General features: G+C 55.4%; 10 protein-coding genes. All 10 read right to left on the reverse strand.

The genetic code is table 11. The features are described from left to right. The 10 genes from IPM31_02525 to IPM31_02570 all read right to left on the reverse strand — a co-directional run bounded on the left by IPM31_02525 (position 1) and on the right by IPM31_02570 (position 15,591). Positions 1-1,032 (reverse strand): ABC transporter ATP-binding protein, encoded by a 1,032-nt coding sequence (locus IPM31_02525; protein MBK9005848.1) that lies wholly within the window; start codon positions 1,030-1,032, stop codon positions 1-3. A 74-nt stretch (positions 1,033-1,106) separates the two neighbouring features. After that, positions 1,107-2,264, reverse strand: a complete 1,158-nt coding sequence (locus tag IPM31_02530) for an ABC transporter substrate-binding protein (GenBank protein ID MBK9005849.1) — start codon at positions 2,262-2,264, stop codon at positions 1,107-1,109. Positions 2,265-2,897: 633 nt separating this feature from the next. Next, entirely contained in the window at positions 2,898-3,722 is an 825-nt protein-coding gene (locus IPM31_02535; protein ID MBK9005850.1) for a M55 family metallopeptidase, read from the reverse strand. A gap of 16 nt (positions 3,723-3,738) precedes the next feature. Then, complete coding sequence (locus IPM31_02540) at positions 3,739-4,713, reverse strand: DUF4870 domain-containing protein (protein ID MBK9005851.1); 975 nt, start codon at positions 4,711-4,713, stop codon at positions 3,739-3,741. 26 nt (positions 4,714-4,739) lie between these two features. Further along, entirely contained in the window at positions 4,740-5,270 is a 531-nt protein-coding gene (locus tag IPM31_02545; GenBank protein ID MBK9005852.1) for an NUDIX hydrolase, read from the reverse strand. A 259-nt stretch (positions 5,271-5,529) separates the two neighbouring features. Beyond that, positions 5,530-6,264 carry a LysM peptidoglycan-binding domain-containing protein gene (locus IPM31_02550; protein ID MBK9005853.1) on the reverse strand — a complete coding sequence of 245 codons (735 nt, stop codon included), beginning with the start codon at positions 6,262-6,264 and terminating at the stop codon, positions 5,530-5,532. A gap of 116 nt (positions 6,265-6,380) precedes the next feature. Then, complete coding sequence (locus IPM31_02555; GenBank protein MBK9005854.1) at positions 6,381-7,418, reverse strand: adenylate/guanylate cyclase domain-containing response regulator; 1,038 nt, start codon at positions 7,416-7,418, stop codon at positions 6,381-6,383. Next, entirely contained in the window at positions 7,415-7,753 is a 339-nt protein-coding gene (locus IPM31_02560; GenBank protein MBK9005855.1) for an Hpt domain-containing protein, read from the reverse strand. The genes IPM31_02555 and IPM31_02560 overlap by 4 nt, the downstream gene beginning before the upstream one ends. A 246-nt stretch (positions 7,754-7,999) precedes the next feature. Beyond that, complete coding sequence (locus IPM31_02565; protein ID MBK9005856.1) at positions 8,000-14,485, reverse strand: response regulator; 6,486 nt, start codon at positions 14,483-14,485, stop codon at positions 8,000-8,002. A gap of 56 nt (positions 14,486-14,541) precedes the next feature. Beyond that, entirely contained in the window at positions 14,542-15,591 is a 1,050-nt protein-coding gene (locus IPM31_02570; GenBank protein MBK9005857.1) for a hypothetical protein, read from the reverse strand. Positions 15,592-15,756 lie beyond the last annotated feature (165 nt).

Raw genomic sequence — 15,756 nt, forward strand, 5'->3', positions numbered from 1 at the left:
TCAATTGCCCAGCGGGCGGACGTGTTCACGCTTCCAAACCAGCCGCGCCGACGCGCCCTTCACTTTGAGCGCGTCCATCGAAGTGGTCTTGAGATTTTGCGCCACCACCACCAAGTCTCCGCCGTCGCTCAACTCAACGAGATAGCGCGTGTATAAACCCAGATACACCACATCGCGCACAACGCCGTCGGCTGAATACGTGTCAGGCTCGGGAGTTTCGCTTGTTGACAGCAGATGAATCTTCTCCGGGCGGATGGAAAACTTTTGCGTTGACCCGGTGATGCGTTTTGCAAGTTCACCCTCCACGATGTTTGACACGCCGACAAATCCCGCCACGAACGGCGAGGCGGGATGTTCATAAATTTCCGAGGGCGTCCCGATCTGTTCGACCTTCCCTAAGTTGAACACCGCGATGCGGTCGCTCATGGTCAACGCTTCTTCTTGATCGTGAGTGACGAAGACGAATGTGATCCCCACGCGCTGTTGAATCGATTTCAACTCCACTTGCATTTGTTGCCGTAATTTGAGGTCGAGCGCGCCGAGCGGCTCATCGAGCAGAAGAACCTTGGGGCGGTTGATCAAGGCTCGCGCGAGAGCGACGCGTTGCCGCTGTCCCCCAGAAAGTTGCGAGGGTTTGCGTCGCCCAAAGCCGGCGAGTTGCACCAAATCCAGCATATCATTCACTTGCTTGATGCGCTCGGCTTTCGGAACTTTCTTGATCATCAGCCCATACGCGATATTGTCCTCGATGGTCATGTGAGGGAACAAGGCGTAATCTTGAAAGACCGTGTTCACGGGGCGGTCATACGGCGGCAGGACAGAAACATCCTCGCCATAGACTTGGATCGCCCCAGAATCGGGACGCTCGAAGCCCGCGATCAGCCGCAGGCACGTGGTCTTGCCGGAGCCGGAGGGACCGAGCATCGAAAAGAATTCCCCATCTCGAATCTCCATCGAAACGTTGTCCACTGCGTGAACTTCGTTAAAGTAACGCGACACATTGGAAAAAATAATTGCGGAGGGTTTATCCATGAAATTTCGTTGCTCTAAAAATTTCAACCGCGTTGAGTCTTGCGACTCAACGCGGTTGTGTTTATCTGGAACAGTTATTGTCCCTTGATCTCATTGTATGCTTCGACCCACTTGCTGTACGGAACGCATTTCCCGTCCCCGCAGGTTGGCGTCTTCCAGAATTGGATCTTATCGAAGTTGTCGAAACCGTTCGTTGCGCAGCCGGTATCGGTCAGCAATTCGCTTGCCGAGCAAGCGGCAGGGACTGCCGGCACCGACCCGAACCACGCCGCCACGTCGCCTTGCACTTTGGGGTCGAGCGAATGTTCCATCCACATATACGCGCAATTCGGATGCGGAGCGTTGACGTGCATCATAGTCGTATCCGCCCAGCCCGTCGCGCCTTCGGAGGGGACCACCGAGGCAATCGGTTTGCCGTCGAATTGAAGCAGATTCACCTGATAGGGCCATGAGGAGGAAGCCACCGTGCCTTCGTTGGTGAAGTCTTCCATTTGAACCACAACGTCGTGCCAGTAGCGGCTCACCAAAGCGCGCTGCGTTTTCAGCAACGCGACCGCGGCATCGAACTGTTCTTGTGTGAGTTCATACGGATCGCCAATGCCTAATTCGGGATTATGCGCCTTGAGGTACAACGCGGCATCCGCGATATAGATCGCGCCATCGTAGGCTTGCACGCGGCCTTTGTTGCTCTGTCCATCCGGCAGGTCCATTTCCTCGAACACCACATCCCACGAAGTGGGCGCTTCGGGGAAGACCTCGGTGTTATACATCAACACGTTCGCGCCCCATTGATACGGCGTGCCGTAGTGGACTCCGTCCACCGTATGCCACGCGGCATTTTGCAAACGTTCATCCACCGTGCTGTACGAGGGAATCAATTCAATGTTGATCGGCTGGACAGTGCCGCCCGCGATGAGACGATTCGACGCGTCGCCCGACGCGGTCACCAGATCCACGCCGCCTTGATTCATCAACGAGACCATCTCATCGGATGTCGCCGCGACTTTCACGTTCACCACGCAACCGGTCGCTTTGGTGAATTCGGTCACCCAATCGTATGCCGCGTCGGTTGAACCATTCTCGATGTATCCCGCCCAGGCAATGATATCCACTTGACCCTCGCCCTCGCCAAGTTTCGTGATCATATTGCCTCCGCCGCCTCCTCCGCAAGCGGAAAGTACCACGCTGACGAGCGCGAGCACGCTGATCAACAAAAACGATTTTGATTTCATTCTCTCTCCTTAAGTTTGGTTGGGTTTGAAAAGAAACGAACCATCCTCGAAATTCACCCCGAAAAGCCACCTCCTTTCGTGAGATAGCAATACAACACCCGCTTCGCTTTTTGGATATGCCATATCCAATTATATGGAGGCTTTCAGCGATACGTCAATGCAAATTTTCCGAATTCGGATGAACAACCCGCTTCGCCCCGACGGGCAAACTGGTTCGCCCGCGTCAGCCTTAGCTACCCACCTTACGCAGTTAACCCGTAGATCGAGACTACGAAGCGTCTCACTTTTCAGGCTGTTCTTGCACAAGAGCGACATGTTGCAGGTTAACAATAAAACCGAGCAATACGGCACTTTCCCACAGACCCCGAAGGGGTCAAATGATTATAGTATTGAAGGATGCATCTCATTCAACCCCGAAGGGGTGCCAGAAGAGGAAAATTTATGTCATCTGTCGCCACGGCGCCACGCGACGCCTTCGGGATTTGGAGACCCATTTGCCGTTTTTAGAATCCTACCATCCCTTCGGGATTGGCTTTATGGCAAGAATCCATATCTTGTTTATTGTTAGATGTATTGGTTAATAGGCAAAATATCGCATTACCAGACAAATCAACTTCAACTGCTCAGCATCAGTTAACTAGACAGTGCCAGCGTCACCATCGCGCGGAAACCGCGATAGACCGTGACCATATCCTGCCCGGTCAACGAGACGCGAGTCTCTTCGCGTTGTGTGGCAGGCATAAGCGCGGCGCGATCCGCCATGTCGGAGGTGAAAAATTCCACTGTGGCGCGAATCGGAGAATCCAACACGAACGGGTCAGGCGAGTCGCCCTCCGCCAGCCGCGTCACCGCCCGCGCGGCAGACATAAAGATGAGATCGTGAGTCGCTTGCGCGGGCAAACATTCCGCCGCATATCGCCCCGTCGCCTGTTTGACAACAGCGCGTTCCACATCGCCGAGCAAGTTTTCCACTTCGGCGCAGGCAGTCTGGTCGCCAGAAACCATGATGACCGGCACGCCAAAGTGACCGGCGAGCGCGGCATTCAAACCATATTCGCCGGTGAGGATTTCATTGAGCCAAAGATTCGCAACGGTCTTCGATGACCACGTGTGATCAAGCACCGCGTTTTGCAAACCGTTGCGCCCGTGATAGCCGACGAAGAAAACACCGTCCACACTTTCATCAATGCCCTGCATCATCGAAAGCGGACTCGGCGAACCGGTGTTCAATTTCGCGCGCGGGTCGAGTTCCTCGATGAGGATATTCGAGCCATTCCAATGCCCATCGGCAACGATGACTTCATCCGCGCCGGCATCGAACGCGCCGCGGATGGCGGCATTCACATCTTGTGTCATGAGTCTGCGAAAACGCGCATACTCTGCATGTCCCGGCGTGACCTGATCCCACGTGGTGACGCCGGTGATCCCTTCCATGTCTGTTGCGATAAGAATTTTCATAACTCTCCTCGGAATGTCACCCTGAGCGTAGCGAAGGGTCTTCCTCGCGGGCTGGGAGATTCTTCGCTCCACTCACATCGTCCCAATGTTCTTTCGGGGGGATGACGCGCGCAATCAGTTTCCCGATAATCGGATACCAATAATCATCGCCTTTCAACACGCGATAGCCAGCCCACTGCCCTGCAATGTGAAATAGCGGAACGAGAAGCGCGATCAACAGCGCGACAATCATCGAACCGAACATGACCACCAAGCCCATGAGTCCCGCAGATGAATTCGCGACTGACTCTGGGTCGAAGCCAGTGAGCGCGATGAAGGCGACCATGCCAACCATGTAAAACATACCGGCAATAATTCCAAGAATAAGCACAGACGCATGAAGCGCAATCGCCTGCGCGGATTGGAACTTCAGCCACGCGCTTCGTTTGCCTTGCAGAATCCACGCGGTGATTGGGGCGAGCAATCCCCAAAACGCGAGGATCACGCTGAAATGTCCCGCCGCGGCGACCCAGCGGTCTTCGTGATCTTCGTTCAGCCCGTTCTCGCTTTCGGCATTGTATTCAAGATACTTCGCCAGCCGCTTGCCCATGATCGGGTATCGAAAATCTTTTCCCATGCCGCACGCAACAGCGGCGATGATCGGCAGGAGAAGATAAACTCCGAGAGAGCCAATGACAAAAACGAAAAAGAAGATATTGAAGCCGACGAGTGACGCCGCAAACGCATCTCCGTCTTTCGGGCTGACCATCGCAACGATCATCATTAAAACAATGATGACGGTAATGAACAGCAAATAGCCTAGAAGCCAGATCGTATACCCAAGCGTCTGATACCCCAATGCCTGCAAACACTGATACGCGATAAATTTTGATTTCCGCCTTTGCTCCGCCCAGCCGATGATCGGCAGGATGAGTCCCATGCCCATCACCAGCGCGGAAAGATGCGCCAGCACAGCCCAGACGCGTTCTTCAGTGGATGAAATTGGCTTCATGATGCGATTGTATCAGAGGGATGAATCTACAAATTCAAATAGGGTTTAGCCATCAACAGCGCCGCCAGCGACTTGGCATCGGGCATTTCGCCGCGCTCCGCCATTTCGATGGCTTGTCGCACCGGATATTTCTCGACCGACAGGAATTCATCTTCATCAGCCTCCAGCGGGTTGTGCTTTAAGTCGGTGGCTAGATACACTTCCATAAATTCGGAGGAATAGCCGGGGGCAAGGAAGAACTCCCCCACCTTTTGCAATTTCCCCGCTTCCATGCCGGTCTCTTCGCGGATCTCGCGGGCGGCGCATTCTTCGTATGGTTCGTCACCATCGCGCGTGCCAGCCGGGAGTTCGAGCAGATCCATCCCCGCGGCGTGACGATATTGCCGCACGAAATACATGTCTCCATGTTCATCCACCGGGATGACGACCACCGAACCGCCATGTTCGATGATCTCGAATTTGGTTTCGCGTCCATCGGGAGTTTTGAGTGTGTCGCGGCGGATGCGGAAGACGCGCCCTTGCAATAAAGTTTCCGATTTGATGAGTTCAAAGGTCATGTAAGTTTCCTCAGATCGTGATGATCGCATTATAAAAGAAATACGACTCGCTTGAAAATGAATAAGACCCTGATTCATGCAGAAAACGCTGATGCTACTCTCTCAGCGTCAATCAGCGTTTTAAAGGATTAGGACTTACGCAGTTGAACCTGTTGCGCCGTAGTTGCACTGCGGCGGCGGCACGATTTGCCTGGCAAATCGAACTGCCCGCCAACTGCGTAAGTCCTGAGGTTAATCGTATTTTACTTAAAGCGTTGAATTATGGAATGCTCAAACTCTGACCAGCCGCCAGCGTAGAATTGAGGGTAAGCCCGCCATTGGCGGCGACGATGGCGTCCGGCGTTACATCGCCGAATTTACACGCCACTCCAAACACGGTTGTATCGGCATTGCCGGTCACCACATAGGAACCGGGATGCGCGCGCAACGAACGCGGGCCCAAATCGGCTTCGGACCAAGCCGGACCCGATGGGATGGTCAAGACCAAGCCCGCGTAATAAATATCCGGGCTGGAGAGGTTGCTTGCCGCCAGCAACGCCGCGGGATCGATCCCGTAGCGGCGCGCGATGCAGAATGGGAATTCCTCGCTTTTGAGGGCATACGTGGAAGGATGCGAACCGGGCGGAACCTGCGGTTGAGGCGTGCTGGTCGGCCCGCTGGGGAGGGCGAGAGTCGTTGTGGGTGTCGCAGTGGGGTTGGATGGCAACTGCACGAATGGAGTCAATGTGGCGGTTTCTGCGACGCCGCCCGGTGTGGCAGTGTTCAACAAATTCGGGTCGATACTTTGCGCGGTTTGTGTGGTTGCCTGCTGAACGCCTCCCAGCCCGGTGGGGCTGGCAACCGGAGTGCCGAGGGTTTCGAATAAATTACTCGTATCAATCGCCGTGCTGGTGACAGACACCGGCGTGGAAAACGGTTGTCGACACGCCGTGAGCAACATCGCGCCGATCACTGTTATGGAGGCGATCATCGCGCCTCGCTTCATTCTCAACATAATCTTCTCCTGAAACACAGAACAAAGTTTCGGGGATGGTAGCACATCCAAGAGGGCGCGTCAAGTTACGGGGTGGTGATTTCCATGGCTGTGCGAAGTCGTTGCCTAAGAACAAATCACGCGCTCACGGAAAAAATCTTGATGGCTTGTTCCTTGCCCGCAAACATCACATCACCAAGATCCTCAGTCTTGAAATCTTCGCTCAAACCGTCGCGCGTGGCGCGATCGATCAAGATCGGGCGCTGGGCGGCTTTCGTGTGCTTTTCAATACGCGCCGCAATGTTGACCGTATCGCCGACGCACGTGTAGGTGGCGCGATGTTGTGTGCCGGTGTACCCCGCAATGACTCGCCCGGTGGCAATGCCGATGCCGATCTTGATCTGCCCTCTGCCCTGCGCGGCGCGTTGCTCGTTGAACACATTCAGCAGGTCGATCATTTCGAGCGCGGCGCGCACCGCGTGGTCGTGGTGACGCTCATGAAAGACCGGGGCGCCGAAGATCGCCATCATCCCGTCGCCTTCCATTTGGTTCACCGTCCCATGGTGACTGGTGATCGCGTCGAACATCAACGCAAAATAATTATTGAGCAGTTCGATGGTCTCGGTCGGTTCCTGTTTTTCGCTGAGAGAGGTGAACGAACGGATATCGGCGAACATCACCGAAGCCGTCACATATTTTCCGCCGAGTGAAAACCCTTCGCGCAAGAGTTGCTCCGCCACCTCGGGTGTGGCAAACGTGCGAAACAGTTTTCGCTGTTGGTCGCGCAGTCGCTTCTTCTCAAGGCTGGCGTTGACGCGCGCCCGCAGAAGGATCGGGTTTAACGGCTTGACGAGATAATCCTCCGCGCCCATTTCGATGCACTTCACCACGCGGTCAAGCTCATCCGATGCCGAGGTCATCACCACCGGCAGGTCGCGCAGTTCGTTGTCGCTTAACAGGGCTTCCAACACTTCGAAGCCATTCATCACGGGCATATCGATATCCAACAGGATCACATCGTACAACTTCTCGCGCAACATCTCCATGGCGATCTTGCCGTTCTCGGCTGTGTATACGTGATGCCCATTCTGTTCCAGCGCATGAGTGAGCAATAGCCGGTTAACGCGGTTATCGTCCACGATCAACATGCGACCGGGCTCGTGCGTGGCGCTCATGACTTTAGCCCTCGCAATTCATCGCAGGCGGATCCCAACGCTTCATTCAGGACGTTCAGCCTGTCTCCCGTTTCCCCCAGCCGGTTCTCCCGCCCGATCCCCTCCAACACGTTCGCCAACTCCGCCAGTCGATTTGCTCCAAACGTCGCCGCATTCGACTTCAACGAGTGCGCCGCGCGACGGAACGAATCGGCATTCCCCTCTGCCAGTCCAGATTTCAACTCATCGAACAAGCGCGGCGCATCGTCTAGAAACGTGTCGATCAATTCGTTGATAAATTCCGCGCCGGAGATTTGCTTGAGTTCGTCGAAGGTTGTGCGGTCAATGACGGGCATGATTGGTTTCCTTTGGTTAAGTGCCTGCGCGCAAGTATACAGGGAAACGGGTGTACAGGGGAGCAAATGAGCAAGTGAGCAAGTGGGCAAGTGAGCAAGTGGGCAAATGAGCAAGTGGGCAAGTGAGCAAATGAGCAAATGAGCAAGTGGGCAAGTGAGCAAGTGGGCAAGTGAGCAAATGAGCAAGCGAGCAAGTGAGCATGCACACAGGGATGAATATGTTCACGCATCCCCATGCCCACCGGGCTACGCATGGCTCCCCGCCCTCATCAACGACTCAACAAGTTCATTCGCGCGGATCGGTTTGGAGATGTAATCGTCCATGCCGGCGGCGAGGCATAATTCACGATCGCCTTGCATGGCATTGGCGGTCATGGCAACGATGCGAGGTTGGGCAACCGTTTGGATCATACGGATCTTTCGCGTGGCGTCGAGTCCGTCCATTTCGGGCATTTGCACATCCATGAGAATCACGTCGTAGGGCTGGCGCGTAATCGCTTCGATGGCTTCGAGTCCATTCGAGGCGAGGTCGGCGCGATAGCCCATCTGCTCCAACATGCGGATGGCGAGTTTTTGATTGACGGCATTATCCTCCGCGATGAGGATGCGCAATGGATGACGGGACGCCATTTCCATGTCGAAGGCGGAGGTTTTGGGGGCGCTGACCGGGGCGAGTCGGCTGGGGTCAAAGAGACCAGCCAGCACGTCGAAAAGAAGCGAGGGCTTGATCGGTTTGGCGAGGAAGGCGTTGAACAAAGTCCTGTATTCCCCCAGTTCGCTTTGCGCCATCGATGAAAAAAGAAGCAGCGGGATGGACACGTTGTGTTTGCGAATTTCACCGGCCAGCATGGCGCCGTCCATCTCGGGCATGAACATATCGAGCACGATCAGGTCGAACGGTTCGCCGCGTTCGAGGATGGCAAGCGCATCGCGCGGGAATTCGGTGTCTTGCGCGAGCATGCCCCATTTTTCGAACTGCAATTTCAGGATGCGTCGGTTCGTGAGGTTATCATCCACAATGAGCGCGCGTTTCCCCTCCAGAAGATGCCGATCCTCGCGCGGGTTTGCCGCGGTGCGAACCCTCTCCGCCGGCTCGACGTGGATGGCGAAGTGAAAGGACGAACCTTGGCCGGGAATGCCCTCACTCTCGACCCACACGCTTCCGCCCATCAATTCGACCAGCCGCTGGCTGATCGCCAACCCCAGCCCGGTGCCGCCATATTTGCGCGTGGTCGACGCATCCACCTGCGTGAACGATTCGAATAAACGGCTCATGCGGTCTTGGGGAATGCCGATGCCCGTATCGCGGACAGTGAATTGGAGCGCAACCGTAGACGCGGAAACAGGCGAGATACGCTCCGAGTCGTTCTGTTGGCTTATCGCTTTGTCCACCTTCACGGTCACCACCACCTCCCCGCTCTCGGTAAACTTCACCGCGTTGCCCAGCAAGTTCAACAACACCTGTCGCAGGCGCGTCACGTCGCCGAAGACCGCCGGCGGCACATCCTCTTCGAGGATGCAGGCAAGGTCGAGGTGATGTTCCGCCGCGCGGGTGACGACGAGGTCGAGCGCGCTGTCGATACATTCGCGCAGGTTGAACGGCTGGTTCTCGAGTTCCATTTTGCCCGATTCGATCTTGCTAAAATCGAGGATGTCGTTGATGATGGTCAGCAGGGTTTCGCCGCTGGCGCGAATCACCTCGGCAAAATCGCGCTGTTGGTTGGTAAGTTCGGTGCCGAGCAACAGCCCGGTCATGCCGATGATGCCGTTCATCGGCGTGCGGATCTCATGACTCATGCTGGCGAGGAAGATGGATTTCGCCGCGTTGGCGGCTTCTGCGTCCTGGCGGGCGCGGCGCGCTTCGGTTGTGCGCTCCTCGACCATTTGCTCAAGGTTGTGACTGTATGCTTCAAGCATACGCGCCGCTCGTTTGCGTTCGGTGATGTCGCGCAAAATACCTTGATACGAGTTGGGCGCGCCATCATCGTCGCGGCGGAGTGTGGCGGTCAGCAGGCATTCCATCACGACACCGTCTTTGCGCGTCAGGTTTACCTCAAAGTCGCGCACCGAACCCTGCGCGCCGATCAGGTCTTGGAACCCGGCAAACTGTTCCTCGGTCACGCCGATCTCCGCCATCCCAAGTTTCAGCAGTTCGTCGCGCGTATACCCGAACAGGTCGAGCGTTGCCTGGTTGACATCCACGATGTCGGCATTCGCCGTGATCACAAAAATGGCGTCGCGCGAATTCTCGAACAACGCGCGATATTTCTCCTCGTTCCGCCTGAGGTCGCCGTACAACCGCGCGTTATCGAACGAGATCGCGGCTTGCGAGGCAAGCACGCGGATCACCTCCAGGCGTTCCGGGGTGAACGCGTTCGTCGTCAGGTTATTTTCAAGATACAGCAAGCCCGATAATTTTCCCTGATTCAACATCGGCACGCACAAGATCGACTTGGGTTTGTGCGCAATGAGATAAGGGTCTCGCGCGAACTGACCGCTCCGCGCGGCATCATCGAGCACCACGGTTTCTTGCGTGCGGGCAACGTAGCTGAGGATGGAAACGGGCAAGTCTTGCGGATGCGCGGGCGACTCGGCCAGCACGCGGACGTTGCCTCGCACCCCTTGCGCCTCGATCATCCACATTGCGGCTTGTTCTCGCAGTAGCCAGCCCTTCTCTGCCCCGGCGTTTTCGATCGCGGCTTCCAACAGGGAAGCGAACAATTTTTCCAGCACGATCTCGCTGGAAAGCGCCTGCGTCGCCTTCATCAGGCTGGCGAAATCGATGGCGGCCGCGCCGTCGGTGTTTGTCGACGATGTAATCACTGAAGAGGAGAGCCCAGCGCCAGCCTCCGCTCTTGAAAAAAATTGCGGATACGCTTCTTCGAGATGCTTCACTTTGGCGAAGGCGCCCCACTCGTGGTAGGCGCGAACCGCCTGACCGAGGTAATGACCAGCCAGTTCATGCAAACCGCGCTCAAGATGGAATTTGCCCGCCAACTCGCGCGCCAGCGCCTCTTCATTCAAAAATAAATTCTGTTTTGCCAGCGCAATCGACTCATCGTACAGTTCGCGCGCCTTGCCGGTGTCGCCGCGCGCGCGCGCCAGTTCCGCCTCGACCAACAAATATTTATGCTGGTGATTTTCGGGGGCAAATGCCGCCCACTTCTTAGAATTTTTTTGATTGGCGGTTATGATCTTCAGCCAGTGTTCCTTTTCAGCAGGCGTGGCGTCGTTCCACAAAGCGAGACGCGCGAGAGAATCAAAGAACGGATACATAAACGATGTATACGCGCCCGCGCCGCCATCCAAAAACTCTTTGCAAGAGGCTGAATATCCAAGGGCAGATTGATAGTCCCCGAACAAAAAATTCAGATACATCGTATACATATAAATGTTCATGACGATGCTTCGATTGTTCTTTGCGATCTGTTCGGGCAGTTGGCTCTCGGCATCGTAGGCGGCGCCAACGATCTTGCGCGGGTCGGCAGATTTTCCCATGAGGTTCAAGACCACTTGATGGTGAAACCCAACGTGATTGAGGTTGGACGATTGGCGCATCTGCTTGATTCTGCCGCTAAACGCGCTCATTTCCTGTTCCAACTCATATAATTTGCATCCCGCCCAATAGGAATGGTAAACGTAGATCAATGCGCTGTTGCTGGCTTGGGCATAATCTCCCACCAGGTTCAGGCTTGCCCGGTATGAATCCATAAGAAGGCTGAGAGTGTTTCGCAAAGGCTCCGTCCAAAATTGAAGCACGGTGGCATGCAATCCTTTTGCGGCGCATCGCTCCTTCTCCACATCCAGCGCATCGGCAAGTTGTAGACCGATCGCGCCAAACTCGCTGCCTCCTTTGATATCCCCCAATGCCACTGTGAGCAAAAAGCCATATCCCACAAAGGCAAACCCGGAGATGGAGCCATTGCCATGCTTGAGGCTGAGTTCCACAGTTTTGAGGAATAACAACGGGAGGAGGGTTGGAATGTTCGTATACGCCGGGGAGAAGATAATACGCACGATCCAGAAAATTCGCTCGACGCGTTCATCGTCCAATTCGGGGAGTTGAAGCAACTCGGCTTTCGATTTGCGCGAGAGCAGGAAACGCACCCTGAGCAAAGCCGCCAGAATCTGGAATGTGTTGGGTTTTAACGGAAGGATCACCCCAAGACACCGCAAGGCTTCAAGTCCGGCGCGCACGGCTGAGGTGCGTTCATCGCGCGCAAGATAGGCGCGCATATCGATCTCGTGAGCGCGGGATTGATCGAGCCCGGGGTTGGCATGGGCAAGCAGGGCGCTCACAAGACGGTTTTTTTCCTCGAGGTCACCGGTCAAATATGCCGCTTCAGCGCAGGCAACATGTACGTTGAAGGCGAGCGAATATTGTTCCCGCCAATGGGCTGGGATATGTTCAAGTAAGCCGACGCCGGTCTTCAGGTAATGATAGGCAATATCATGCGCGGCGGTTGCTTGCGCCTTTTGCCCTGCCAGCAAGTTCAGGCGGATCAATTCCAGGTAATCCTCCTGGGTGTCAGCCATCCCAGCCCCCAGGTTCAGCTGATTCACCAGCCCGAAGACCGTCTGTTCGCGTTCTGTGGCGGAACTGCTTTGTAGCAGGCGTTGACCCACCCTCCAGTGGATGGATGTTCTTCCCGCCTGCGGGATGGCTTCGTAAACCCCTTGCTGAATGCCCGCGTGAGCAAAGGCGTATCGCGCGTCAGATTCGGTTTCTGCCTGTTCGGCGATCAGGTAATTTGGGGTTAGGGGGACGACCAGGCCGGAGCGCAGGGAAGGCCGCAGGGCAGAGGCAGTTTCAGGCTGGGGTTGATTCGAAAGCGCGGCTAGGGTGGAGAGGTCGAATTCGTATCCGATACAGGCGGCGAATTCCAACATGCGGCGCGTATCATCAGGCAACTCATTAATTTTTTCCGCCATGACTTCGAGGACGTTGTCGGTGAGTTGCCGCGCTTGAATGCCTTGAAGATCCCAATCCCAGCCGCCGCGCTCCAGGTTCAATCGGATCAGTCCGTCGCTGTGACTGCCTCGCAAGAATTCATTGATAAAAAACGGATTGCCACCTGTCTTGGCTTGTATCACTTCGGCAAGCGCCAACGAGTTGTCCAACGGGCAGTGAAGGGATTGGGCAAGCAGGCGGTTCACTTCGTCGACGCGCAGAGGGTTGAGATCGATTTGCGTGACGGTGTTGCCTTCATCGATAAATTTTTGAAGGAGCCCGTGTAATGGGTGATCCGAGGTGATCGCGCTGTTGCGAACCGAGGCGATCACCATCACATGATGCAGGTTGGCAGACGCCGCAAAGCGCTGAAGGAAGGAGCTGGAGGCGACATCTGCCCAGTGAATGTCGTCGAAAAACAAGATCAGCGGGCGTTCGGAATTCAAAAACGACTCGAGAAAGTTCTGCAGGGTAAGGTTAAATCGATTTTGTTCCTCCTCGGGAGAAAGGGATTGCAGGGGCGGTTGCGGTCTGAGAACATGCTCAGCCTCCGGTATCAGGTTGAGAATCACCTGCCCGTTTACGCCGATGGCTTCGTTGATCTTTTGGCGGGCAGAAGCCAGGCTTGCCTCGCTTTCAGAGAGAAGTTGTCGAATGAGCGCGCGGAGGGCGTCTACCAGCCCTGAATAAGGCGTGGGGTTGGGAGAATGGGCGTATTTGCCGCTAATGAATATTCCATTCTGGCGGGCGATGGGAATTTGTAGTTCATGAACCAGGTTGGTCTTCCCCATGCCCGCTTCGCCCGCGATCAAGACCACCTCAGCCGAACCGCGCCGCGCGTTTTCGAATGCGCTCAATAATTGGCGTAGTTCATCTTCCCTCCCGTGCAACGTTTGCGAAACCTGGAATCGGTCTGATACATCGTTTTGCCCGAGGGGAAATTCACGAATCGCGCCGCCAGCCTGCCATTGACGCTGACATTCGATCCAGTCTGCCTTCAACCCAAAGGCGGACTGGTACCGGTCGGCCGCGTTCTTTGCCAGCAATTTCATGATGATATCCGATAGAGGCGACGGGACCGCAGGGTTGACCGCGCTGACCGGAACAGGTTGCTTTGCCAGGTGGCTGTGGATGAGAGACAGCGGGTCTGTTTCTTCAAAGGGACGAACGCCGCCCAGCAATTCGTACAACGTGGCGCCCAGGGAATAAAAATCCGCGCGGTAATCTACGGGTCGATTGATGCGCCCGGTTTGCTCCGGCGAAATATAGGCAATCGTCCCTTCCAGCACGTTGACATTGACTTGCGCAACCGTTTCGCGCGGTAGCAATGTGGAAAGCCCGAAGTCGATGATCTTGACGTTCCCCGTATTCGGGTTGTAAATGATGTTGGATGGATTGATATCTTTATGAATGATCTGGCGCGCATGGATCTGCCCGAGCGCGTCTGTCACTGCGATGGCAATCTTGAGGAACTCGGTCAAGTCGCGGATTGGCTTGGCTGTTTGACTCAACGTATCGCCCTCGATGTCCTCCATCACGATGGTCGGGGTTCCAGAGGTATCGAACTTGTGGACTTCGCTCACCCCGGCAACCGGGTTGAGCAAGGCGTTGATCTCGTATTCCTGACGAAACCTCGCCAGAAGTTCGGGCGTGATCCTCGCGCCATGGAGGGTCTTCAACACCACCGGCTTGCCATCGGAACGGCGCGCGGCGCGATAGACCCTTGTGCGCGCGCTGGTATGCAGGGTTTCTTTGATCGCAAATTCAGCGGACTCTTCCATCGATCACCTTGTGAGCATTGGTATTCAACGGTTAGGATTTACAACGCTTGATCTTTTTACTCCGTCGGCAACCCATCATCTGGATGATGTTGGCCGGGGGTCTTCCACATCTTGTTGCCTTGCATGGCGTATTTGATCAACTCATACATGACAAAATTCTCCCAGATGAATGGAGGGTACCCGCCAAAACCCATCAGCGGCATCGAATCGTTCCGGATCGGGTAGATCCCAAATCCCAGATCGACCCAAAATTGATTGAGGGTATAAACCCACACCAGCCCGCCCGCGCGCACAGCCTCCGCGTTGAACGATTCCCAGATCACGCCGCAAAACAAGCCTGCCACAAGCAACTGCCAAAGCGATTTGGAGTTCCCCATTTCCAACTGGCGGAAAATGGAAATGCGCGGGATATTGAGCAGATAATTGATGGGTTCGACGAGGAAGATGAACCCCAGCCAGATGCACGGGATGAGAAAATTCGCCCAATAATCAGACATCAACAACGGGATGCTGATGCAGGCAACCCCGAAAATAAAAGAAAACGCCAACTTGAACGGCGTCACTTTGACATGGCGAGCCGGGGCTTTCTCGAACATCTTCAAGGTGGCGAAAAAATCCCAGGTGCGGAACAAGGCGGGGATGATCGTCCCATATGCCCACGCGCCGAGGAATTCACGCATGCCCACGGAGGGAATATTGTCGTAATGCCAGGTCCTTGTTTTGAAGTTGATCACTTCGAACATCGACCATAGCAGGATCGAGATCAAAAACAACATGGGGAATTCGCGCCGCCGCTCGATGAAATACGAATCGCCGTGTCTTTGCCAGATCCAACCGTCCACGAACAGGATGTAGCCGCTCCACATGATGGGCGTGAACGCCAGCGCAAGCGGATGGTCGCCCGGCGTGAGGAATATCTCAGCGAGGATCATGATCGCCAACCCCAGCCAGCCGAACCAGGGCATACGGCGCTGTTCAGAACGGGGGTTTGCTATTCCAAAGATTGGATGCGTCATCCAGCCGCCGGGCGCGGCTTGCTGCGGCGCGGGTTGAACTTCGTTGGTCTTCCTGTTTTTCTTCGGCTTGCTTGATTGTTTTCCTGCCATCGCATTTCTCCTCGTTGTGCGTAGCTCGCAAAGTTATGTGAGTGATGGTACGCCATAGACTCTATCGGAAATAATTTTTATTCTGAGTAACCATGATTGCCTGAGATCGTAGTGGCGACTTCGGTCGCCTTTTCGCTACAAAAAACGCTGAAGTCGTTACTACGG

Source organism: Candidatus Defluviilinea gracilis, assembly GCA_016716235.1.
GTDB lineage: Bacteria > Chloroflexota > Anaerolineae > Anaerolineales > Villigracilaceae > Defluviilinea > Defluviilinea gracilis.

Coding starts and splice junctions, on each gene's coding strand:
- IPM31_02560 (MBK9005855.1), bottom strand. CDS start 7,753: ATGCCCGTCATTGACCGCACAACCTTCGACGAACTCAAGCAAATCTCC.
- IPM31_02570 (MBK9005857.1), bottom strand. CDS start 15,591: ATGGCAGGAAAACAATCAAGCAAGCCGAAGAAAAACAGGAAGACCAAC.
- IPM31_02525 (MBK9005848.1), bottom strand. CDS start 1,032: ATGGATAAACCCTCCGCAATTATTTTTTCCAATGTGTCGCGTTACTTT.
- IPM31_02535 (MBK9005850.1), bottom strand. CDS start 3,722: ATGAAAATTCTTATCGCAACAGACATGGAAGGGATCACCGGCGTCACC.
- IPM31_02530 (MBK9005849.1), bottom strand. CDS start 2,264: ATGAAATCAAAATCGTTTTTGTTGATCAGCGTGCTCGCGCTCGTCAGC.
- IPM31_02555 (MBK9005854.1), bottom strand. CDS start 7,418: ATGAGCGCCACGCACGAGCCCGGTCGCATGTTGATCGTGGACGATAAC.
- IPM31_02545 (MBK9005852.1), bottom strand. CDS start 5,270: ATGACCTTTGAACTCATCAAATCGGAAACTTTATTGCAAGGGCGCGTC.
- IPM31_02550 (MBK9005853.1), bottom strand. CDS start 6,264: ATGTTGAGAATGAAGCGAGGCGCGATGATCGCCTCCATAACAGTGATC.
- IPM31_02540 (MBK9005851.1), bottom strand. CDS start 4,713: ATGAAGCCAATTTCATCCACTGAAGAACGCGTCTGGGCTGTGCTGGCG.
- IPM31_02565 (MBK9005856.1), bottom strand. CDS start 14,485: ATGGAAGAGTCCGCTGAATTTGCGATCAAAGAAACCCTGCATACCAGC.